The organism is Corynebacterium suranareeae, assembly GCF_002355155.1.
GTDB lineage: Bacteria > Actinomycetota > Actinomycetes > Mycobacteriales > Mycobacteriaceae > Corynebacterium > Corynebacterium suranareeae.
The window spans coordinates 1,827,180-1,850,236 of record NZ_AP017369.1; the positions used below are offsets into that span (position 1 = coordinate 1,827,180).

Sequence of the window (23,057 nt, forward strand, 5' to 3'; positions counted from 1 at the left end):
CTTAACAGAGACGAACAATCTTTTTAACCTATCTTATATCCCACCTGGGACACCACCTGGGTAAGGTGCTTGAGCTGCACAATTATCCGATATGGATGGGATCCATCTGGATACGCAACGGCAAATCATTCTTGCGTACCGCGCGAGCTACTTGGGCGGTTTTCAACGCTTTGCCCAATTCAGATCGAGGCCCTAGAGGTGTACGAATAAGCAAACGCTGGGCAGGCCCAAAACGCTGTTCATCATATTCACCAGGCAAACTCACTCCAGGCGGTAAATCAACAGGTCCTAATACCTCTGCATGGGCAGGAAGTTCTGCCAATTCAAGAAAACTTTCCAATGCTGCTGTTGCCCCATCAATCGCAGCCATATGGACAGATGGTGGAAACAAAACTTCACGTCGGCTTTCTAATTCTTTTGCCGCAGCACCGGCCATATCCCACCGAATCAACGATTGCACCACGGGAAACGAGGGATCGGCAACCACAATGACATGTCCCTTTTGGAGGTGAGAGTGCACCAATGTGGCAGCCGCAGCCCACTTGTGCAATGTATCTTCCATTGCTCGAAGATCTTGCCTGCCCATCAACGCCCAGGTATCAAGCAACAACAAAGCACCATACGCTGCTTTTCCTTCGGAACTTTGGTGCTTATCGCCGACAACATACGGCTCTGCACCGGGAGTAGAAACCACAATACTGGCCCGATTTTCCACGGTGTCCACTACTTTGTTCCCGCCAGAAGTAATGACCCGAACTGAAGGAAATGCCCTGCCCAATTCTTCTGCTGTGCGTTCTGATCCCAACACCACTGCACGAAGCTTCGGTGAACCACAGCTTTGGCACTTAAACCGGGAATCTAGACGTCCACACCACCTACAAGTAGGAACTCCTGCTAACTCTGCGCTACCTTGTGGCAAACCTAAAGGACCATTGCAGTGCCTACACCGCGCAGGTGTGCGACAGTTCCCACATGCCAACGTGGGCACATAACCTTTCCTCGGTACCTGGATTAATACTGGCTGGTTGCGCTCCAAGGCACTGCGTACCGCTTGAAACGCAATACCCGGCAATCTCGCTGATCGAGCCATCGGATCGCGTTCAAGTTGGAAATCAGAATCACCTACTGCCTGCACACGAGGCATGCGGGTTCGTACTGTTTCTCTGGCAGCAATGAGATTATGCATCCATCCTGATTCCACCAGCAGTTGTGCTTCTGCCGTGCGGGCATGACCCGCGATGATCAGCGAGCATCCTTCCAGACTCGACCGAGTGGTTAATACCTCTCTGGCATGTGCATACGGCGCTCGGGGATCAACCAGATTATCGTCACCATCATTTAAGATAACCGCGAGTTTTAAATCTTTGACTGGTGCAAAAGCAGCGCTTCGGGTGCCAATGACTAGTCGGCCTTGACCGCTTAGAACAGATAAAAAACGCCGATAACGCGCCTGCGGCCCCAATCCTGAATTAAGCACCGTGATTTGTTTCGCTGAAACCAAGGTGCGTAGAGATGTCTCGAGACGATCCACGTCCCGCTGATCTGGGACAACCAGTAGCGCCCCACCGCCGTCTTTCACAACTTTAACGGCCAGTGCAGCAAGTGCCATCGCCCAATCATCACCAGGTGCTATTTGCCACGCTGCCCGTGCCGTAGTTCCAGCAAGAACCGCATCCACAAAAGATTGACCATGCTGATAAGCAGACCAGGAGGATAAATCAGGTTCTTTAACTTCTCCCAGATCTTCCCACTTAGTTGAGGTATCTGCCTCTTCTGCACCTGCGTGCCGCGACGGTATGGCTGAGCGGATCAAATCAGAACGCACACCTCCGTACCGGTCACTGAGGTGCTCAATCAACTTCGCTGTTTGTGCTGGGTACACAACGATCGGTGAAATCACTCGATCCAGCCATACTAGTTTTCCCTCATGCGATGAATGCGTAGTTCGCTCAACCACAATGGCATCAACTAAACGTCCACCAAAACGAACCCGAACCCGAACACCAGGTTGAACGTCGTCATGCTGATCGTCACTGATGCGATAATCAAAAAGTCGATCCAGATGGGCTAGTCCCAACAACGGTAAAACCCGCGCCACCGACTTCTCTGGAGCGGGGACGCGGGTTTTTGCCATGAATCCGAAGATACTACATCAGATTTTTATGCCAACTTAAGGGCTTCACGAAGTGCATCGACACGATCAACCGCTTCCCACGGAAGATCCAGATCAGTACGACCAAAGTGTCCGTATGCAGCTGTACCGCTGTAGATAGGACGAAGAAGATCAAGTTCACGAATAATAGCTGCAGGGCGCAAGTCAAAGACTTCTAGCACTGCTGCCTGGATCTGCTCATCGGTCAGTCCTTCTTTATTGGTGTCGAAGGTTTCCACATAAAGACCAACGGGCTTCGCGCGACCAATTGCATAGGCAACTTGAACTTCTGCGCGATCAGCAAGACCTGCTGCAACAATGTTTTTAGCTACCCAACGCATAGCGTACGCAGCGGAACGGTCAACCTTGCTTGGATCCTTACCGGAGAAAGCTCCACCGCCATGGCGGGCCATGCCACCATAAGTATCCACAATAATTTTGCGACCGGTCAGTCCAGCATCTCCCATTGGTCCACCCAAAATGAATGAGCCTGAAGGGTTAATCAAGACAGTGATGTCTTCGGTCACTAGGTTTTCAATACCTGCGTCCTTAATTACCCAGTCGATGACATGCTCACGAAGCTGGGTTTCCAACCATGCACGGTCTACTTCTCTATCGTGCTGGGTAGAAATCACCACTGTGTCTAGGTGGTCAGGGCGATCTTGTTCGTCATAAGCAAAAGTAACCTGAGTTTTTCCATCAGGGCGCAGGTGTGGAACGATGCCTTCTTTACGCACCTGGGTTAAACGACGAGACAGACGGTGTGCCAAAGCGATTGGCAAAGGCATGAACTCTTCGGTCTCATTGGTGGCATAGCCAAACATCAAACCTTGATCGCCTGCACCTGCGCGGTCGTCTTCTTCGACATCACCATTGGTACGTGCTTCATCGGAGTTATCTACACCATCGGCGATTTCTTGTGATTGCTCACCGATGGAAACAGACACACCGCAGGTACGGCCATCGAATCCAACCTCAGAGGAGTTAAAGCCGATCTCAATGAGCTTGTTTCGGACTAATTGTGGGATCTCAACGTAGGCACTTGTTCGAACCTCGCCAACCACATGGACGATTCCGGTGGTGACCACAGTTTCCACTGCCACGCGTGAATGCGGATCTTTCTCCAGCAACGCGTCCAAAATGGTATCGGAAATAGCATCACATATTTTGTCAGGATGTCCCTCAGTTACAGATTCACTGGTGAACAGACGGACGGCAGTTGGCTGAGCCACAAATACCCTTCTTTCGAAGAAGTCGAGATTAAATAGTCTTAAATACAAAAAACCAATATAGACTAAGCTGTCTAAAACTGCAATGCGCCTGGTCTGTTCTATTTTTCCTAGGCCTTCCGAAATGCCACAGCTGCATCCCAAATCTGCGCTGCGACCTCTATTTTATTGCCGTGTTCCACTTCCACGACGCCACCGTTGGCATCGAGAATCCAACCTTCGTTATGTCGCTGGCCAAACACTTTTCCTTTTCCTACCTCATTGCACATGAGCAAATCACAGCCCTTTTTCACCAGCTTCTTTTGGGCATACTCCAAGGCAGACGTATCTTGATCTCCTGTTTCTGCAGCAAATCCCACAATAATTGGATTGTTGGCTAGTTCGCCTGAGTTTCTGCGGTGAACGGTTGTGGCCAAAATATCTGGGTTTTCAACTAATTTGATCGTGCTGAGCGCATCTTCATCCGAGTCGGATCCTTTCTTCAATTTTGAAGTAGCCTGCGACGCTGGTGTGAAATCAGCCACTGCAGCAGCCATCACGATAAAATCACTGTCGCTAGCGCGTTCTTGAACTGCATCAAACATCTCTTGAGTTGAGACCACAGAGACAATCTCAGCCCCTGCAGGAGTAGAAAGCTGTGCTGTAGAACCTGCAACAATGGTTACGTCCGCGCCACGTTGTGCTGCGATTTCCCCCAGGGCAAAACCTTGACGCCCAGAAGAACTATTGCCAATAAACCTGACTGGATCGATATGTTCATGGGTTCCACCAGCGGTGATGAGTACTTTCTTCCCCTCTAAATCTCTTGGCAGACGTGCGCCAGCATGCACAGCATTAGCCAAATCTACAATTTGCTCCGGATCTGGGAGTCGGCCCGGGCCGGTGTCTTTTCCGGTCAGCCGTCCATGGGCAGGCTCAATGACGGTAATCCCCCGCCGCCTAAGCTTTTCGACGTTTTCCACCGTCGCTGGGTTGAACCACATCTCAGTATGCATCGCTGGTGCAACAACAACCGGACATGTAGCCACCAACAGTGTTGCTGCAAGCAGATCATCACCGCGACCGGCTGCAACGCGTGCCATAAGATCAGCGGTAGCTGGAGCAATCACGATCAGATCAGCATCCTGGCCAACTTTGACGTGTTGCACACTATCAACCGCATCAAACACTGTGGTAGACACCGGGTTGCCCGACAATGCCTCAAACGTTGCTTGACCCACGAATTTTAATGCAGATTCAGTGGGCACAACCCGCACGTTATCGCCGGCTTCTTTAAAAGCACGCACAATATGACACGCCTTATAGGCCGCAATACCTCCTGCTACACCAACAACAACGTTACGGGGCGAATTAGAAGCAGACACAGAAGTCACGGGCACAACAATCCTTCATCTAAAGAAACAGGCTGGGTTCCCATCTACTCTAGCGATTCTTCAATTTTGGAATGCGTGCACCCGACTTGGGTCAATCTCGCTAGTGAACGATCATATTGCATCTCCGACCGGTGCAGATTTTTGACACTATTTTGCCAGAAAGCTAAAAACTGATGGCATGAAAATACGCGATAGCGTTTATCGCTTGTTTAAGGACATGAGTTTTCTTAGATGGGTATTTGTATGCACGAGCCCTTGAAAACCCGTTAAAAGCGCTTCTGGAAAGGTATGACTTTTCAGGATAAGGGCTTAAATTTGAGTGCGACCAAACCAGGAGACCCAGAATCTTCAAAAACTTAAATGCTGGGTCTCTGTGTTTGGTATTGAGATCGATATACCAAACCAGGAGACCCACAAACGTCGAAAATGTGATTTCTGGGTCTCCTGGTTTGGTCTTGCGCTGCCAAGCACGATCCAACGGGGCAAACAGGTATTTCCGCACTAATTTGACCCAAGCTTTTAAAGAAGCAGGCTGAGTTTCCAACCACTCAAGCGATTCTTCAATTTTCGAATGCGTGCACACCAGGGCAACAACACAAATCACCCAAGGTGCAGCAATGCACACTTTGGGTGATCAAAAAATGTGTGAAGTTATAGGTCACTTTTCTGTTGAAGAAAAGATTTAACCTTCCTCGTGGTCCAACAGACCTGCATTGATCTCACGCAGCGCGATGGAAAGAGGCTTTTCACCTGGCTGTGGAGTTACCAATGGTCCGATGAACTCGAATACTCCCTCATCTGCCTGATGGTAGAAGCTGTTGATCTGACGCGCACGCTTGGCAGCGAAGATCACGAGGGCGTACTTGGAAGTGACCTTATCCAGCAGTTCATCGATCGGAGGAGCGGTAATGCCCACTGGCGGATCGAAGACGGCCTTGGTGGCGTTGGTCTCGTTGCTCACGTTGGTCACTGACACCTTTTCAAAGTATATGGACAGTAGTGTTAAGAGCGGGAAAGGTTGCTCAATCGAGAAAGCATACCCTACCGCCCTAGGTTTTGGCTAAGCGCCGAGGAGAACATCCTCAATTGCCTTAACGGCCTTTGCTACATCATCGTTGATAATGACGTGCTTAAATTCGCTTTGAGCAGCCAATTCTTCGCGTGCGGTTTCGAGCCTACGAGCAATAACGTCTTCGCTTTCGGTACCCCGTCCAGTGAGGCGTTCAACCAAAACTTCCCAAGAAGGTGGAGCTAGGAAAATGGTTTCTGCTTCTGGAATTAAGCGTGCGATGTTTCGGGCTCCTGCGAGATCAACCTCTACCAACACTGGCCGACCATTTTGGCGGGCTTCATTGACGGGACCTGCAGGGGTACCTGAACGCTGTAAACCGCCGTGGATATCTGCCCATTCGAGCATTTCTCCACGGTCAATTTTCTCCTGAAATTCCTGGGCGGTGACGTAGAAGTAGTCACGGCCATCGACTTCACCTGGACGAGGGGCCCTGGTGGTCATCGACACACTGAAATACAGGTTTGGAACGTCATTGCGGAGGCGATCAACCACAGTCGATTTACCGACCGCTGAAGGGCCCGCAAGAATTACGAGCCGTCCTAGTTGGTTATCGCCCGACACTGAAGAATTAGTCCTCGAAGCCGAAACGCTCGAGAAGTGCGCGACGCTGGCGGTCACCCAATCCACGAAGGCGACGGGTCTGAGCAATTCCCAGCTCGTCCATAATTTCCTTTGCCTTGACTTTGCCAACCTTTGGGAGAGCCTCGAGGAGAGCGGAGACCTTGGTCTTGCCGATGATCTCGTCGGTCTCGGCCTTGTCCAAGACATCCTTGAGGTTAGTGTTGCCGCGCTTCAGGTTCTCTTTGAGCTCTGCGCGTGCCTTGCGAGCCTCTGCTGCTTTAGCAAGAGCTGCCTTGCGCTGCTCATCAGTCAACTGTGGAAGGGCCACGGGGTTCCTCCGTTATCGTATGGTTTTTATTGACAAAACAGATACCAAAGTATCCAGAAATCGAGGGTACACCTGATAAATACCAAGCATGTCAGCCTGCGATTTTCGATTAGTCTAGCACTACTTCCGCAAACACAAAGGTGGCACGGCCCCTAAAAGCTAAACCTGCAGGTCACAGGGTTACAATTAGGGGCCACTTCCACGACTATGACCTGGGGAAACCAGGAAAATCGGTCGCTGTTTTAGCTACGGAATTTTTCATCGAATCGATATCTGGTCCGGTCGCCAAAATGCTTCTTGAGACATTTGGAAACGCAAGATGAGCCATGTCTCCAGCAATCTCATTTACATCTTTCGCCGTCCCGCCCTGGGCGCCGACGCCGGGCATTAAAATGGCGCCCCCAAGCGTCGACAAGCGAGGTGGGTTGGCCAATGTGGCGCCGATGACGACGCCAATGTTGCCAGCCTGCCCACGTGCCATATAAGGCGCGTTCAGCGCCGCTGCCTGATCCACGATCTGCTGTGAAATGCTCACACCATCGGCGTTTTGCTGGTCTTGGAGTTCGCGCGCCTCAGGATTTGAGGTCGCAGCCAAGACAAACACTCCCCTGCCGTGTTGCTCGGCAAGTTCGAATACAGGGTCCAAAGAATGGAAACCAAGGTATGGAGATACTGTCACGGCATCACTCGACAGCGGCGACGCAGGATCTAGCCATGCCGAGGCATAGCCAGCCATGGTGGAGCCGATATCGCCTCGTTTAGCGTCAGAAACCACCAAACAGCCACGCTCACGCAGTGTCTGAATGGTTTCTTCCAAAATGGCAAAACCAGCTGAACCGAAACGCTCATAGAACGCTACTTGAGGCTTTACCAAGGCCACGGTGTCGGCGAAAGCCTCCACGCAGGCGCGGGAAAACTCCGCAAGTCCGTCTACGTTGACTGGCAGCCCCCATGCCTTAAGCAGGCTTTCGTGGGGGTCAATTCCCACGCACAACCTGCCCCGGGTGGAAGCAGCTTCAAGAAGCTTTTCGCCGAATGTCATGGCGTTTAAGCCTTGACTGCGTGGTCGAGTTCCTGCAGCGCGCGGACGCTAACAACGCCCTCACGCAGAGCCTCAATGCCCTGGACAGCTGCGGTGACACCCTGAACAGTGGTGATCAGTGGAACGCCCACTGTCACTGCTGCTGCGCGGATATCGTAGCCATCGTGGCGAGCACCAGCAGAACCCGCTGGAGTGTTGAGGATAAGGTCAACTTCGCCTTCGCGGATGCGGTCCACAATGGACTTGCCCTCCACGCCTTCGCGGATATCGGAAGCCTTGAGCACAACTTCGCACTCAATACCGTTGCGGCGAAGCATACCCGCAGTGCCTTCAGTGGCCAGGATCTTGTAGCCCATTAACGCCAGACGCTGGATTGGCAGGATCAGGGTGCGCTTGTCGCGGTTAGCCACGGTGACAAAGACAGTGCCTTCGGTAGGAAGTGCACCAAACGCTCCGGCTTCTGCCTTTGCATACGCTGCACCAAAGTTGTCGGCCAAGCCCATGACCTCACCAGTGGATTTCATCTCTGGGGACAACAAGGTGTCCAGGGTCTTTCCATCTGGGCGACGGAAGCGGTTGAATGGCAACACTGCTTCCTTGACAGCGATTGGGGCATCCAGTGGCAAGGAGCCGCCATCGTAGTCAGTAGGAATCATGCCTTCAGCCTGCAGATCCTTAATGGTCGCACCCACGGCAATGCGAGATGCTGCCTTAGCCAGGTTTACACCGGTTGCCTTTGACACGAAAGGCACGGTACGAGACGCACGTGGGTTTGCCTCGATGACGTAGAGAATATCGTCCTTGAGTGCATACTGAACGTTCATCAGGCCCTGTACGCCGATACCCAGAGCCAGCTTCTTGGTTGCTTCGCGGACCTTCTCGATGTCCTGTGCACCAAGGGTCATTGGAGGAAGTGCACACGCGGAGTCACCGGAGTGGATACCAGCTTCCTCGATGTGCTCCATCACACCAGCCAAGTAGACCTCTTCGCCATCGCAGAGTGCATCGACATCGATCTCGATTGCATTGTCCAAGAAGCGGTCAACCAACACTGGGTGCTCAGAAGACAATTCCGTTGCGCGGTTGATGTAATCCTCAAGGGAGGTTTCATCGTAGACAATTTCCATGCCACGTCCACCTAGGACGTAGGAAGGACGAACCAGGACTGGGTAGCTGATCTCATTGGCTACTGCGCGGGCCTCTTCAAATGAGGTGGCGGTACCAAATGCAGGTGCAGGAAGCTGCTCACGGTTAAGCAATGCACCGAACTCACCGCGGTCCTCTGCCATATCAATTGCTTCTGGTGAAGTACCAATGACTGGGACGCCGGCCTTCTTCAAGCGATCTGCCAAGCCCAGAGGAGTCTGGCCGCCAAGCTGGACGATAACGCCTGCAACGGTGCCGGACTGCGCCTCAGCGTGGTAGACCTCCATGACATCTTCGAAGGTCAGTGGCTCAAAGTACAGACGATCAGCGGTGTCGTAGTCGGTGGATACAGTTTCTGGGTTGCAGTTAACCATGACGGTTTCATAGCCAACGCGGGAGAGCTCAAGTGCTGCGTGAACACAGGAGTAATCGAACTCGATGCCCTGACCAATGCGGTTTGGGCCAGAGCCCAAGATCAAGACCTTTTCGCGCTCAGTTTGTGGTGCAACCTCGGACTCAGCTGCTGGATCAAGCTCGTATGCGGAGTAGTGGTACGGAGTCTTGGCTTCAAACTCTGCAGCACAAGTATCAACGGTCTTGAAAACTGGGCGAATTCCTAGGGACAGACGCAGGGTGCGCACGCCGTCTTCACCAGCAAATTCTGGGCGAAGAGCTGCGATCTGCAGGTCGGAAAGACCCATGAACTTTGCTTCACGCAAAAGGTCTTCGTTTAAGAATGGGGCGTCGACAAGCTTCTGGCGGAACTGAACCAAAGCTTCAAGTTCTGCCAAGAACCAAGGGTCGATGGAGGATGCTTCATAAAGCTCTTCGACGCTTGCACCAAGACGCATGGCCAGCTCGACGTCGTAGAGGCGGCCTTCGGTTGGGCGCTTTAAGTCTTCCAAGACAGCAGCCTTATCGGTAGCACGATCTCCTGCGAAGAACTCATCTGGCTTGGTCCAGAAGCCCTGCTGCTTGGTTTCCAAGGAACGCAGTGCCTTGTTTAGTGCAGCAATGTAGTTACGGCCCAAGGACATGACCTCACCAACAGACTTCATGGTGGTGGTCAAGGTGTCATCGGCGCCCACAAACTTCTCAAAAGCAAAGCGTGGAGCCTTGACAACAACGTAGTCGATGGTTGGTTCGAACGCTGCTGGGGTTTCACCGGTGATGTCATTGGTGATCTCATCCAGGGTGTAACCAATGGCCAGCTTTGCAGCCATCTTGGCAATTGGGAAACCAGTTGCTTTAGAAGCCAGTGCAGAAGAACGGGACACACGTGGGTTCATCTCTATGGTGATGATGCGGCCATCTACTGGGTTAACAGCGAACTGGATGTTACATCCACCAGTATCCACGCCAACTTCCCGGATGATGGCGATACCTTGATCGCGCATCTTCTGGAACTCACGGTCAGTCAGAGTCAACGCTGGTGCCACGGTGACAGAGTCACCGGTGTGCACGCCCAGAGCATCAACGTTTTCAATGGAGCAGACAACCACAACGTTGTCTGCGGTATCACGCATGAGCTCAAGCTCGAATTCTTTCCATCCCAAGATGGATTCTTCGATCAACACGTTCGCTTCAGGGGATGCAGCAAGTCCGCCACCTGCGATGCGCTCAAGGTCTTCGGTGTTGTAAGCAAGACCGGAGCCCAGGCCACCCATGGTAAAGGATGGGCGAACAACTACTGGAAGGCCAAGCTCTGCAACGGTCTCGTGGACTTCTTCCATGTTGTGGCAAACGCGGGAGCGTGCGGATTCGCCGCCGATGGTGGCAACGATGTCCTTGAACTTCTGGCGATCTTCACCGCGCTCAATGGCATCGATGTCTGCACCGATAAGTTCAACGCCGTACTTTTCTAAGATGCCCAGGCGATCTAGCTGGATAGCTGCGTTTAGTGCAGTCTGTCCACCAAGGGTTGCCAGCACTGCATCAATGGGGTGTCCCTGCTCGATTTCCTTGGCAAAGATCTTGTCAATGTATTCCGGCTCAATCGGCTCCACGTAGGTGTGGTCAGCCATTTCTGGGTCGGTCATAATCGTTGCTGGGTTGGAGTTAATGAGGGTAACGCGCAGTCCCTCTTCCTTCAGCACACGGCAGGCTTGGGTGCCTGAGTAGTCAAATTCACATGCCTGACCAATAACAATAGGACCAGAGCCGATGACGAGGACGTGGTTAATATCTGAACGCTTTGGCATGGTTATTTATGCGCCTTTCTTCTGAGCGTCTGCATCCATCAGCTCAACAAACTGGTCAAACAGGGGGCTTGCATCATTGGGGCCGGCAGCGGCCTCTGGGTGGTACTGAACTGAGTATGCGCGGCCTGATTTCAGGGCTACGCCTTCCACAACGCCGTCGTTAAGGCAGGTGTGGGTGACAACTGCTGTACCGAAATCAGTGTCGAATTCTTGTCCCGCTTCACCTTTCAGTGCGAAGCCGTGGTTTTGAGCGGTGATGTCAATCTTGCCGGTGAGGTGGTTTTTCACTGGCACATTGATGCCGCGGTGGCCGAACTTCAGCTTGTAAGTTTCCATGCCGAATGCGCGGCCGAGGATTTGGTTACCAAAGCAGATGCCAAAGAATGGGATGTCAGCTGCTAGAACTTCACGGACGATATCAACCATGACGTCTGCTGCAGCAGGGTCGCCAGGGCCATTGGAGATAAACACACCTGATGGGTTGTACTGCTTAATGTCTTCAAATGGGGTTTCTGCTGGCACGATGACGGTACGGACACCGCGTGCAGAAAAGCGACGAGGGGTGTTTTGCTTGATACCTAGGTCATATGCCACAACAGTGTGGCGGGTTTCGCCTTCAGCCTCGATGACATAGGTTTCATCGGAGGACACCTCAACAGAGAGGTTTGCACCTGCCATTGCTGGCTGGTTTTTGACGATCTCAACGAGGTCTTCCACAGGGCGCTGTGCATCTGCACCTGAGAAGATACCGGCTGCAATGGAACCTTCGTTGCGTAGGTGGCGCACTAGTGCACGGGTATCAATGCCGCCGATTCCGACGATGCCCTGATCTGCCATTTCCTGCTGCAGGGAGGTGGTTGCACGCCAGTTGGACACACGTGCAGCCAAGTCGCGGATAACAAGGCCTGCAACCCAGATCTTGCCATCGCGGGATTCGTTGTCTTCGTCGTTCCAACCGGTGTTACCGATCTGTGGAGCAGTAGCTACCACGATCTGGCGGTGGTAGGAAGGGTCGGTCATGGTTTCTTGGTAACCGGTCATGGCGGTGGTGAATACTGCTTCACCAAGGGTGGTGCCGATAGCTCCAAAGCCAAATCCGGTGAAGGTGCGTCCGTCTGCAAGAACCAGGTATGCCGGAACGGATCCGATCTCAGTGACTCCCTGGCTGGTGGTGGTGTCTTTACTCACGGTGACTGTTGTCGCCTTTCGTGTGTCTGCCTTTTAAAGAAATTGGCTGGTTAAAAACCTGAATGTAGTTTATTCAATTCACTGCATTATATGCAATGTGGTGTGTGCGTAACTTACACGCACCCTCTTAAGCGTTTTGAGCAACTCCGTCTGCACAAGTCACCTTGCCACGAAGCACGGTGTGCGTAACCTTTGCGCTGAATTCTTGACCCTCAAATGGGGTGTTTTCAGCCTTTGAAGCAAAATCAGCACCCGATGCAGTCCAAGCTTTGCCTGGATCAACGATGGTGAGGTTAGCTGGTTCGCCTTCTGCGATTGGACGACCCTGGCCTGGGAGCCTAGTGATTTCTGCTGGACGCTCACTCATCACGCGAGCAACAAAGCGCCAGTCTGCAAGGCCTGTGGCAACAAAGGTGTCCACGATGATGGAAAGGGATGTTTCCAAACCAAGCATGCCTGGCTTCGCATTTTCAAACTCACAGCACTTATCCTCTGAACCGTGAGGTGCGTGGTCAGTTGCAACAACATCGATGGTGCCGTCGAGAAGCGCCTTTTTAAGTGCTTCGGTGTCTCGGCTTTCGCGCAGTGGCGGATTGACTTTGTTGACCGCGTCGTAGGTTTCTAGGCGCTCATCCGTCAAAGTCAAGTGGTGCGGGGTGACTTCCGCAGTAATTGGGATGCCCTGGGACTTTGCCCAACGCAGCAGCTCCACGGTGCCTTCGGTGGATGCGTGGCAGATGTGCACGCGGTTGCCATAGTCGCGCGCCATAATGGCATCGCGAACCACGATGGATTCTTCTGCTACTCGTGGCCAACCCCGCAGACCAAGTCGAGCTGCGTTTTCACCTTCGTGGGCGGCAGCACCTTGGGTCAAGCGGTGATCTTCCGCATGCTGGGCGATAAGCACGTCCATGCCCTTGGCGTATTCCAAGGCACGGCGCATAACCTGTGGATCATCAACGCATTTGCCATCATCGGAGAACATGCGAACTTTAGCTTCAGAGCGAGCCATCATGCCGAACTCGGTTAGTTCTTTGCCTTCAAGGCCTTTGGTGATCGAACCAACTGGATGCACATCGCACAAACCAATGTTTTGGCTCTTAAACCACACGGATTCTGCGATGACCGGCTGGTCCATCACTGGCGTGGTGTTGGCCATGGTAAATACTGCGGTGAATCCACCCTTGGCTGCGGCAGCTGAACCAGTAGCAATTGTTTCAGTATCTTCACGGCCTGGCTCACGAAGATGAACGTGCATATCAACAAAGCCAGGAAGTAGTACTCCCCCGTTGCCATCAATGCTGCGGTCAGCGTCATGGTCTCCACCAATTGCTGCAATCACACCATCTTTAACGAACACATTTGTGGGTTCGCCTTCACCGTAGACGCGAACGTTGGTGATCAGGAGTGTGTCCTGTGGAGCCGGTGCTAATGCGCCGGTTTCTGGATATTGGGTGTTACTGTCAACCACTTCTCTCAATCCCTCTTTGTCTATTAAATAGTCGCGTCAGAGCCGGCAACTAGAGCGAATAAGATTGCCATGCGCATGTGCACACCGTTGCTTACCTGCTGCAGCACCGCTGTTCGTGGTGCATCTGCCACCTGGAAGTTAATTTCCATGCCGCGAAGCATTGGGCCGGGGTGCATGATGATTGCTGAATCCTTCAGGCGGGCTTCACGCTCTTTGGACATGCCATAAAGCGTTGCGTATTCACGATGTGACGGGAAGAAACCACCTTGCATGCGTTCTTGCTGTACGCGCAGCATCATCACCACATCAGCATCAGCGATTTCTGCATCCATATCGTAGGAGAAGCGGACTGGCCAGTTCTCAATCCCCATGGGCAGCAAAGTTGGTGGAGCTACCAACACAACTTCTGCACCCAACGTGGACAGCAAGTCCACGTTGGAGCGCACCACGCGGGAATGCAAACAGTCGCCCACGATAACAACCTTGAGTCCCTCAATGCGTCCGGTTCGCTGACGGATGGTTAGGGCGTCGAGAAGCGCTTGCGTGGGGTGCTGGTGGGAACCGTCACCTGCGTTGACCACGCTGGGGCCGTTACCACCTGGTGCCACGAACTGCGCAAGCTGCTGAGCTGCCCCGGATGAAGGGTGGCGCATGATGATCGCATCCGCACCGATTGCCGACAAGGTCAAGCCTGTATCTTTGAGCGACTCGCCCTTCTTCACACTGGATGATGAAGCTGAAATATTAATCACATCAGCGCTCATCCACTTTCCTGCGGTTTCAAAAGACGAGCGAGTGCGTGTGGAGTTCTCATAGAACAGCGTAAAAATGGTGCGACCACGCAAGGTGGGCAGCTTCTTTACTTCACGTCCTTCGAGCACCTCCTTAAAGCGATCTGCTTCATCCAGCAATCCAACAATCTCATCTTTGGATAAATCGCTGATGGACAGGAGGTGCTTCATCTAGGAATCCCCTTCAGAGTCTTCTCGAGTAAGCGTAACTGCATCACGTCCGTCAATTTCCGACAGCAAAACGGAAACATCTTCGGAACGTGCGGTGGGGAGATTCTTACCCACATAGTCAGCGCGGATAGGAAGTTGGCGGTGACCACGGTCAACCAAAACGGCCAACTGAATGTAGTTGGGGCGCCCGACATCGCGGAGTGCATCTAGTGCAGCGCGGATGGTTCGCCCGGAAAATAACACATCATCCACCAAAATTACGGTGGTGTTATCGATTCCACCTGCAGGAATTGAGGTGGGCTGTAATGCGCGGTGTGGTTTGTTGCGAAGATCATCGCGATACAAGGTGATATCAACAGCGCCGGTGTCTACCGAAACGCCGGAAAATTCCTCAATCTTCACTGCGAGCCGACGAGCCAGTGGGACTCCACCTGAAGGAATACCTAACAGCATGACTCGGTCCGCGTCTTTAGAATCAAGCGCGGTCTTTTCAATAATCTGGTGCGCGATGCGTGCGATGGTACGGCTGACGTCATCCTCATTGAGGAGTTCTAGTACAGCACTATTACGTTCACTCATCGTGACCTCCTTCCCCGCCTCTCTGTGCGGTCCGTTAAAGGATGTCCAATTTTGCAAAAACTCTGCAACGACCAGTTTCCTGGTTGTTGTCTGACACTATAGCGTACCGTGTCACATTCACCCCAAGATGCTGACTATGATCTTAGGTAACGCTTCACGGTGACGCACTGTAAACAAAACAGTGCAACACCAAAATGCTTAATGCAGATGGTACATCATGCCAGTCGAATCTGTGATAATTGCTCGTTGTAGGACACCCGGTGTGTACCCACTGGGACCTCATCAATCCACTGACTTGGAGAAGCCCCTGTGAGTCTGACCACAAGCCATTTTATTCCTTTTCCCCGAGAAATGGTCTGGGATTGGCATACCCGCAAGGGAGCAATCGCACGTCTGACTCCCCCATTTATCCCATTAAACCCCATTCAGCAGGCAGAACGCCTTGCAGATGGCACCACTATCTTTAGTCTTCCGGCTGGACTTAAATGGGTGGCGCGCCATGATTTATCGGGATTTTTGAATGGTTCACGCTTCACCGACGTCTGTCTGACCGCCCCTGTAAAGGCCCTCGCGAACTGGCGCCACGTACACAATTTCGTCGACCAAGACGGCGGCACTCTCATCACCGATTCCGTCAGCACCCGCCTGCCTGCCTCCACCCTCACTGGCATGTTCGCCTACCGTCAAACACAGCTGATCGAGGACCTGAAATTCTTGGACCGAACAAGCACGCTTTTCGACGGCTCCCCCCTCACCGTAGCCATCACCGGCTCCAGGGGGCTTGTCGGCCGCGCGCTCACCGCGCAACTTCAAACCGGCGGCCACGAGGTTATCCAACTCGTGCGCAAAGAACCCAAACCAGGACAACGCTACTGGGACCCACTCAACCCAGCATCAGACCTTTTAGATGGCATCGATGTAGTAGTCCATCTTGCCGGTGAACCAATTTTTGGGCGCTTCAACGACGCACACAAAGAAGCAATCCGCGAATCCCGTGTGCTTCCCACCAAATTCCTCGCAGAATTAGTCGCTGAATCGACACAGTGCACCGCCATGATTTCCGCATCAGCTGTGGGGTTTTATGGACACGACCGCGGCGATGAAATACTTCACGAGGAATCCGCCTCCGGTGATGATTTTCTTGCCGAAGTGTGCCGAGACTGGGAAAATGCCACCACGCCTGCCTCAGATGCAGGAAAGCGAGTGGCACACATCCGGACCGGTGTTGCGCTCAGTGGACGCGGAGGAATGCTACCACTGCTGAAAACCCTGTTCTCCACTGGTTTGGGCGGAAAATTCGGCGATGGTTCTTCCTGGTTCAGTTGGATCGCCATCGATGATCTCACCGATATTTACTACCGCGCCATCGTGGATGCCCAAATCTCTGGACCAATAAACGCGGTTGCCCCCAATCCAGTCACCAACGCGGAAATGACCAAGGTGCTCGCCACCAGTATGCACCGCCCTGCATTTATCCAAATCCCTTCCCTTGGCCCCAAAATCCTGCTTGGAAGCCAAGGTGCCGAAGAACTAGCCCTGGCCTCACAACGCACTGCCCCAGCAGCACTAGAAAGCCTTGGCCACACCTTCCGCTACACAGACATCGGATCCGCCATCGCACATGAACTTGGCTATGAACAACTCGCCGATTTCGCCCAACAACAAGAAATTGAAGCCGAACGCAAACAAGCACGCGCAGAGCTTAAAGCCGCCAAGAAATTAGCTAAGAAAGCTCCCGCCTTAGAGTCAGAGGCCACCAACCTGGAAGATCCTGAAGAAGTAGAGCAAAGTATTCTTTCATCCATCATCAATTTCCGCCGTAAACGCAACGACTAAATCGACCATCTGTAGTGTGGTGGAAAAGTTTCTTTTAAATAAGTTTTGGAAGGACTGAAACACTCCAGTGCCTGAAACACCCACAACAGAAAACCCCAACGACATCAAAGAATTTACTCTCGATGCCGTTGCCGAAATCCTTGCAAATGAAAAGCTGGATTACCGCATTGATGAACACGATGGTGAAAAAGTAATCCGCACCGGATTTATCAACGCCGCCATCAGCTTCATTCACCTCGACGGCAGCCTAACCATGGAAGCAATGTGGCGAGGAGCCCCCTCTACTGATGCTGCCGCCCAAGTATTAGCGGCCACCAACGAATGGAACCTCACCCAGTTTGCCCCCACCATTCGATTCTTCGAACTCAACGAAGGCACCCTCGCCATCAACGCGCTGCGCCACGTCGTTGTTTCCGCAGGTATGAGCCACAACCAGGTCGGCTCCTACGTCATGAGCTCCATCGAAACCGCCGTTCAATGCTTCGAATGGCTTGAGCAGCAATTCCCAGATCTAGTCACCTGGAAGGACGAACACCATGACCACTGAGTCCACTTCAATCAGCACCCCAAAGCCGATTCCAGTGACCATCGACCGCGTCACCCTCATCATGAAGGAATTCGGCATCGACCTGGCAATCGCCGATGAACAAGGCACCGAATCCCAAGTAGCCAGCGCCAACCTCAACGGACACCACGTCATGTTCGCTGTCATCGGTTCAGTCCTGATTGTTCGCGCAGACCGCGCCACCGAAATGCCGGTCTCCGACGGTAACCCCGCATGGCATCTCGCCTGCAACCAAGTCAACTGTTTCAACTTTGCTGCAAAAGCCGTTGTGGTTGATCGCACCGAAAAGATAGTGATCCGCGCCGAGAAGGATGTCCCCATCGCCGCTGGACTCAACGACATTCAGCTTTCCGCAATGCTGAAAAATGCCATCGATCACGTCCTCGCTATTCAGGACGCCGTAGCCAATGCAGGCAAGGAAATCGGCTAAATTCTCCGCTTAATGATCCGCGGTTTTGTTGGGTACCGGTATCCCCGCATCCGGTACCGGGAACTGCACAGTCCCCGGCCCGGCCGCATTACCCCCGCCTAACGACGCACCCGTTAACGACCACGCGAGGCTTTGATAAGCATCCGCCTTTCTTCTTGTAAATCATCCCGAGTTCTCAAATCTGCACCCGCAATCGTGAGTTTGGTGCCGTTATGCACCAACCTCGACAACACCGCATCCGCAATCGCAGCATCATGAAACACGTCGTACCAATAATCCGGCTCATGCTGACTAACGATCACCGTCGAGGAGTTTTCCCGGGCAACAAGCAAATTAAACACCTGCGTCAACGCATTCGTCGACACATCCGTCGCCATGAAATCATCGATGACAACAATCGCCGGCCGAGAAAGCTCTTCCAAAAGATCTTTGCGTGCCTGCGGGGACCCTGCCACCGCGTCGAAATCATCAGCAAGCTGATGAAGCCGCACATAACGCGCCGACATCTTCTTTCGACACGCAGCAATCGCTACAGCCTGGGCAAGAACGCTTTTCCCCGTACCCGTCGCCCCGACAATGACTAAGTCTTGGCCATAATCAATCCACTCACATGTTGACAGCCGATCTAAGCGGTCTTGTGTAATGCCACGATCGGAGGAGAGTTCAAATCTTTCCAAACCAGCCGTACTATCACGCAGTCCTGCCTCACGGATAGGTTTTTCAATAATGACCGTATCCCGCGCTTGGATCTGAGCATCCAAGACTTCTTTGATCTTGTCTTCAAAACAATCATGATCCCGACTGGAATCTTGAACAATGTCATAGATAACTTTCGCGAACACCTGCATGCCACGTAACGAGCCGAGTTTTTCGAAGTCATGATCAGTCAACGCCATTTTTTACTTCTTCTCCCGAAAGACAAATGCCTGTTTGCCACGCACATGGAATGAACGCGGGCCGGGTGACTTCTTCGAACGCGGGGATGGATCTGTTGACAAGGGCGGTTGAGTATCGGCAAACAACGTCGTTTGTTCGCGTGCAAGATCATGGAATTCTTCCGCGACTTTACGAACGCTAGGTACCTCGTGTCGATCAAGAAGATTACGACATGCCGCATCAAGCTGAGCACGCGAATGCTTCTTCGCTAAGGACAACACCGCGAGCGCACTACTATAGGCTTGGGCTTCAACTGTGCGGGCATGAAACATCTGGCTGATGAGTTCCTGGGTTGCAGCCCCTATACTTGCCGCCCAACCTTCAATACGTTCCCGATTCCACTTAGTTGCAAGGTCCTTATGCTTTTCTGGGACATGCTCATCAGCAGTGGAGTACCCCATATTTGCTGGCTTAAGAGCATGGGTGGCATTGATCTGATTGTCGGAAAACACCGTGAGATGATCATCAAAGATTTGGACATCAACAAATCTGCCTGCATAGTGCCACTGCACGGAGTAGAAATGCTTATTGAATCGGATGTGATAGTTCATTCCGGCTTTCGCCCGACGCCATGTCGACCATGACCAGCGTGCAACAGGTGATGAGTTCAGCATGGGATATTCTTCGGCGAGGAAGAGTTGTCGTCTGCTGATGTTTTTACTCCGGAAACCTTGACGATCATTGATCCAATCCACCTGGGTAGAAATATCTGTGTTGAGTTCTTCGAAGCTGTAAAACTCACGGTCATCAAGGTATTCAATGACCCATGTTTGAACAATATCGACGGCTTTTTCCACGTGAGCTTTATCGCGTGATTTGAGTGGACGAGCAGAGGTTATCCCGACTCCGAAATGTTGGCTGAACCGAAAGTACTCCGCATTGACATCCCGAAGAGATCCGCCTTTAAACAGCTGATTCGCAGCTGTTGAGGCGTTATCAGGGGTTATCTTCATTGGCCGTCCCCCCAAAATAGTCAATGCGTCTTGGTGGCTTGATAACCAGGCTCGCATTTTCATATCAGGGGTTGCTACAGCAAAGATCATGTCTGAGTGTAGTAAGGACGCAACGAAAATATTTGCCACGCTGCGTATCCCTGTCAAACGATCAACAACGGTCATGCTATCGCCGGACCAGTCGACAAACATATGATCACCCGGAAAGTGCGTGAGCTGGGCGGTGAGATCATTAACGTCGACATAGTGGTCATAGAGTTTGCAGAACTGCTTATAGGAGTAATGCTGCTGACCTGGTGTAACAGGCTAACGGCTGTCAGCCTTCATGTTCCACTTTCAAAGTGACTCGTTAAGGGGCACCGTTTGTGCTATCGCAGTGAAATTTGGTTGCAGGTAGTCCTCATCGCGGCGAAGTCGATTATCTGGAAACAGAGTCGCAATGTCGTGGGTGGATAGCGCTGCTATCGCAGGGGTATCGAGGCTTTGAGTGCGTATTACCTTCGATGCTTTATCAATAGTTCGGCGTGAACAGCCAAGATTGTCTGTGAGGGTGACCCAGGAGTCCCCGCGGACTAGGGCGAGCATGATGGCTTAGTAGTCGGTGGCCATCGGTGGTCCTTTCTATAATATGCGCGGTGTGTGCGTTTGTGCACACGTCGTCGTTTGTTACAGTGCCACTGCTTTACCCCCGGTACCCGATATGGAGATTGCCCGGTACCCGATGTGGGAAAACCGGTACCAAAAAACCAACCCGCGTCAGCTTAAGATGAAAGTTGTAATTAAAAGTCTTTCTACTTTTGATTAGTGAGTTACAGGACAAAAAGGCATTTGCCAAAAGCGTGCGAATTTTCATCACGACACCCCCAGTTTGAAATCTGATTTGCTAGACTAAGTAGTCCACGCCTGATTGGGGCAGCACCAGTCTTTTGCATGCCATGCTTATTTCACTCAGAATCAAAATGCATACTAACGCTGGGTGATTCGGTCAATAGGGGATGCCAACTTATTCTCTGGTGATGAAGCTGCCGCAGGATTCGCATTCTTAGAGAGTCAACGCTGCTGCCAACTTCAAGATTCCACTACATCGAGGACGGTTTAGTTCGAGCTCCAGCTAGCTCGAACACTCCAACGTGACGCGATTTTCCATCCGAGTCGCTGATGGAAATAACTTCAATGGCATTGCTGAAGTGAGGGGGAACCATTTTTTTCTCTGAGACAAGACGTAACACGACAAGAAATGAAATGCGTTGATCTACGACAGTATAGGAAGCGGCTTGTCGAAGATATGCTTGCTTATCTTTAAGAGGAATTTTTGTTGAATCTACTTTCAGCTCAACGTAAAGATTGAACCCTGGAAACCCGAATTGGATGTCGACCCGCCCACCGCCAACCCTCCTGATTTCGGTAGTGATAGATCCTAATGAACCGCTCGCTCTGAGAAAATTGTGGAGATCTGTTGCGAGGTCCTCTTCGATCGCCGTCTGGTCGTAAAGATATGGTACATCGCTCTCTCCCAGTTGGTTTCGGTCCCATACAAAACGCACTAATAGTCCCGCCACGAGGTCAGTTGCTTCAGCTACCCTGTCCACATAATCCGGAGAGCAAGAGAAACCCGCGCGGATTTTCTCATAAGCATCATCTGCGACAAGGCTTCCTAGTGAGAAATTCTCGACAGCCATTCTACGATTTACTGCTGCCAGGATCCGATCCGATTTGACCGGCGTCTCCTCACCCATGGCGTTCTGATTTACGATCTTTAGCTTTGGGTATTCGTCCTGGTCTAGTGTGAACCTCGCAAGTACATTGGCGAGAAGCTGTTCGGCAGCCTGAAGCTCATTACTGTCATCCTGGTTTAAGCCACTTGTTTCTATTTTGAACTTAAGTTCGGCTACATGATCTTGAAGGTGCTTTAGTAGGGCAGTGCTGTCTGCAAACCCTCCTTCAAGGATCGGCGCAATAATTTTATGTAACGACTTTCCATCTTCAGCTCGACAAAACATTGTTGTGGAGCTCGACACACGGTAAAAATTAACAATAGAATGGATAGTTTCAGCTGCGCGATACCAAGACGGTTCTAAAAACTGATTCTGCGCAAAATTGAGTTGAGTTGAAAATTGTGTCCAAGCTTGGTTAACTGCCGCCACACGATTACCTAACCAGTGGTAACGCCGAGGATCCAGATGAATGAGTTCGCGAGCATCTTCCCGAATCGAATCGATAATGTCTAGGTCTTCAACACGACCTGAGGTAATCAGCTGTGTTAACAGCGTAAGAACACCGTCCCATGCATTTATATCAGCTCTCTGACGATTCTCTGAGCGTGCAGGACGTAGATACCGAGAAGCATTCTTAAGGTGAGTCAAGACCTGTTCACGATCTTGAGAACGAAATGCTCGTAACATCTCAATTTTCGAAAGCACAATACCTGAATCAGAATCGTTCAGGGGTGAAAACCAGTTATGTCCTTCAGGTGAGGCTACTTCCATCCCTGTAATCTGCTTAAGCACTTTGACAAAATCATCAGCCTCGGGCCAATACTCGACACATGAGAGAATTGATCGCAGCACTGCCCTCGGATAATTCTGGTCACTGAGGGGGCCAGTAGTAGCATCATACGAGCTCAAAAGCGCGTATAAATCCCACCTTTCACAGTATTGGCGAATACGCAGTTCAGTTGCCACTTCAAGTGCATCAGCAGCAAGTAGTGACTCAATTGGAGAGGCAGAAGACAAAGGTGGCTTCGCAAGATCCAGAACCTTCATTGCGAAGTCAGATCCAAGGTCTTCGAGCAACGAAGCGGACTGGAGAATGGAGTCAGCGATATCTCTAAAGATTGCTGGTCTTTTGCCTTCACAAATAACCTTAACTAAAGACTTCGCAATCTCAGAAGGCAGCGAAATTGCTTTCGCTGAATAGAACTCACTAATTGTCTGGACCAAAACGGGAAGCAAATAATGGTCCTTGAGTCCCGGGATGAGAGTAGGAAGCTCACCTATTTCACCGAAATCTTCAAGTTTAATTTCCGCCATTGAT

General features: G+C 51.8%; 19 protein-coding genes. 3 read left to right on the forward strand and 16 right to left on the reverse strand.

All coding sequences use genetic code 11. From position 1 onward, the window contains the following. Window positions 1-82: 82 nt before the first annotated feature. From N24_RS08555 to pyrR, 13 genes are all read right to left on the reverse strand, one after another. The gene (locus tag N24_RS08555; RefSeq protein WP_096456067.1) at window positions 83-2,134 is read right to left on the reverse strand and encodes a primosomal protein N'; all 2,052 of its coding nucleotides are present in this window, start codon (window positions 2,132-2,134) and stop codon (window positions 83-85) included. Between the two features lie 26 nt (window positions 2,135-2,160). Then, the gene (gene metK, locus N24_RS08560) at window positions 2,161-3,384 is read right to left on the reverse strand and encodes a methionine adenosyltransferase (protein WP_096456069.1); all 1,224 of its coding nucleotides are present in this window, start codon (window positions 3,382-3,384) and stop codon (window positions 2,161-2,163) included. Between the two features lie 107 nt (window positions 3,385-3,491). Then, the gene (gene coaBC / locus N24_RS08565; RefSeq protein ID WP_096456071.1) at window positions 3,492-4,754 is read right to left on the reverse strand and encodes a bifunctional phosphopantothenoylcysteine decarboxylase/phosphopantothenate--cysteine ligase CoaBC; all 1,263 of its coding nucleotides are present in this window, start codon (window positions 4,752-4,754) and stop codon (window positions 3,492-3,494) included. A 163-nt stretch (window positions 4,755-4,917) separates the two neighbouring features. After that, window positions 4,918-5,379, reverse strand: a complete 462-nt coding sequence (locus N24_RS16575) for a hypothetical protein (protein ID WP_096456073.1) — start codon at window positions 5,377-5,379, stop codon at window positions 4,918-4,920. A gap of 57 nt (window positions 5,380-5,436) precedes the next feature. Beyond that, entirely contained in the window at window positions 5,437-5,724 is a 288-nt protein-coding gene (gene rpoZ, locus N24_RS08575) for a DNA-directed RNA polymerase subunit omega (RefSeq protein ID WP_003855993.1), read from the reverse strand. Between the two features lie 90 nt (window positions 5,725-5,814). After that, a complete protein-coding gene (gmk, locus tag N24_RS08580; RefSeq protein WP_167382073.1) occupies window positions 5,815-6,387 on the reverse strand; it encodes a guanylate kinase in 573 nt (190 codons plus the stop codon). Between the two features lie 7 nt (window positions 6,388-6,394). Beyond that, window positions 6,395-6,715 carry an integration host factor, actinobacterial type gene (mihF, locus tag N24_RS08585; protein WP_096456077.1) on the reverse strand — a complete coding sequence of 107 codons (321 nt, stop codon included), beginning with the start codon at window positions 6,713-6,715 and terminating at the stop codon, window positions 6,395-6,397. 205 nt (window positions 6,716-6,920) lie between these two features. Continuing rightward, window positions 6,921-7,757, reverse strand: coding sequence for an orotidine-5'-phosphate decarboxylase (gene pyrF, locus N24_RS08590; RefSeq protein ID WP_096456079.1), 837 nt, complete (start codon window positions 7,755-7,757; stop codon window positions 6,921-6,923). A 5-nt stretch (window positions 7,758-7,762) separates the two neighbouring features. Continuing rightward, window positions 7,763-11,104, reverse strand: coding sequence for a carbamoyl-phosphate synthase large subunit (gene carB, locus N24_RS08595; RefSeq protein WP_096456082.1), 3,342 nt, complete (start codon window positions 11,102-11,104; stop codon window positions 7,763-7,765). A gap of 6 nt (window positions 11,105-11,110) precedes the next feature. After that, window positions 11,111-12,292, reverse strand: coding sequence for a glutamine-hydrolyzing carbamoyl-phosphate synthase small subunit (gene carA, locus N24_RS08600; protein ID WP_096456084.1), 1,182 nt, complete (start codon window positions 12,290-12,292; stop codon window positions 11,111-11,113). A 127-nt stretch (window positions 12,293-12,419) separates the two neighbouring features. Beyond that, entirely contained in the window at window positions 12,420-13,763 is a 1,344-nt protein-coding gene (locus tag N24_RS08605; protein WP_096456086.1) for a dihydroorotase, read from the reverse strand. Between the two features lie 23 nt (window positions 13,764-13,786). Next, window positions 13,787-14,725, reverse strand: coding sequence for an aspartate carbamoyltransferase catalytic subunit (locus N24_RS08610; protein ID WP_096456088.1), 939 nt, complete (start codon window positions 14,723-14,725; stop codon window positions 13,787-13,789). Next, entirely contained in the window at window positions 14,726-15,304 is a 579-nt protein-coding gene (gene pyrR / locus N24_RS08615) for a bifunctional pyr operon transcriptional regulator/uracil phosphoribosyltransferase PyrR (protein WP_096456090.1), read from the reverse strand. A 309-nt stretch (window positions 15,305-15,613) separates the two neighbouring features. Here pyrR and N24_RS08620 point away from each other — a divergent pair, with 309 nt between their 5' ends. From N24_RS08620 to N24_RS08630, 3 genes are all read left to right on the forward strand, one after another. Continuing rightward, window positions 15,614-17,140 carry a TIGR01777 family oxidoreductase gene (locus tag N24_RS08620; RefSeq protein ID WP_096456092.1) on the forward strand — a complete coding sequence of 509 codons (1,527 nt, stop codon included), beginning with the start codon at window positions 15,614-15,616 and terminating at the stop codon, window positions 17,138-17,140. Between the two features lie 67 nt (window positions 17,141-17,207). Continuing rightward, complete coding sequence (locus N24_RS08625; RefSeq protein ID WP_096456094.1) at window positions 17,208-17,687, forward strand: YbjN domain-containing protein; 480 nt, start codon at window positions 17,208-17,210, stop codon at window positions 17,685-17,687. Further along, window positions 17,677-18,135 (forward strand): YbjN domain-containing protein, encoded by a 459-nt coding sequence (locus N24_RS08630; RefSeq protein ID WP_096456097.1) that lies wholly within the window; start codon window positions 17,677-17,679, stop codon window positions 18,133-18,135. The genes N24_RS08625 and N24_RS08630 overlap by 11 nt, the downstream gene beginning before the upstream one ends. 113 nt (window positions 18,136-18,248) lie before the next feature. Here the strand turns inward: N24_RS08630 and N24_RS08635 are convergent, their stop codons facing one another. The 3 genes from N24_RS08635 to N24_RS08645 all read right to left on the reverse strand — a co-directional run bounded on the left by N24_RS08635 (window position 18,249) and on the right by N24_RS08645 (window position 23,053). After that, the gene (locus N24_RS08635) at window positions 18,249-19,031 is read right to left on the reverse strand and encodes an ATP-binding protein (RefSeq protein ID WP_096456099.1); all 783 of its coding nucleotides are present in this window, start codon (window positions 19,029-19,031) and stop codon (window positions 18,249-18,251) included. A 3-nt stretch (window positions 19,032-19,034) separates the two neighbouring features. Continuing rightward, window positions 19,035-20,216, reverse strand: a complete 1,182-nt coding sequence (locus N24_RS08640) for a Mu transposase domain-containing protein (RefSeq protein ID WP_096456101.1) — start codon at window positions 20,214-20,216, stop codon at window positions 19,035-19,037. 887 nt (window positions 20,217-21,103) lie between these two features. Further along, a complete protein-coding gene (locus N24_RS08645) occupies window positions 21,104-23,053 on the reverse strand; it encodes a hypothetical protein (protein WP_096456103.1) in 1,950 nt (649 codons plus the stop codon). Window positions 23,054-23,057: the final 4 nt, after the last annotated feature.

Bases quoted from the DNA above. Each gene is read 5' to 3' on its own strand.
- N24_RS08555 (WP_096456067.1), bottom strand. From the start codon at position 2,134: ATGGCAAAAACCCGCGTCCCCGCTCCAGAGAAGTCGGTGGCGCGGGTT.
- pyrF (WP_096456079.1), bottom strand. From the start codon at position 7,757: ATGACATTCGGCGAAAAGCTTCTTGAAGCTGCTTCCACCCGGGGCAGG.
- carB (WP_096456082.1), bottom strand. From the start codon at position 11,104: ATGCCAAAGCGTTCAGATATTAACCACGTCCTCGTCATCGGCTCTGGT.
- N24_RS08610 (WP_096456088.1), bottom strand. From the start codon at position 14,725: ATGAAGCACCTCCTGTCCATCAGCGATTTATCCAAAGATGAGATTGTT.
- pyrR (WP_096456090.1), bottom strand. From the start codon at position 15,304: ATGAGTGAACGTAATAGTGCTGTACTAGAACTCCTCAATGAGGATGAC.
- N24_RS08630 (WP_096456097.1), top strand. From the start codon at position 17,677: ATGACCACTGAGTCCACTTCAATCAGCACCCCAAAGCCGATTCCAGTG.
- N24_RS08635 (WP_096456099.1), bottom strand. From the start codon at position 19,031: ATGGCGTTGACTGATCATGACTTCGAAAAACTCGGCTCGTTACGTGGC.
- N24_RS08640 (WP_096456101.1), bottom strand. From the start codon at position 20,216: ATGTTTGTCGACTGGTCCGGCGATAGCATGACCGTTGTTGATCGTTTG.
- N24_RS08645 (WP_096456103.1), bottom strand. From the start codon at position 23,053: ATGGCGGAAATTAAACTTGAAGATTTCGGTGAAATAGGTGAGCTTCCT.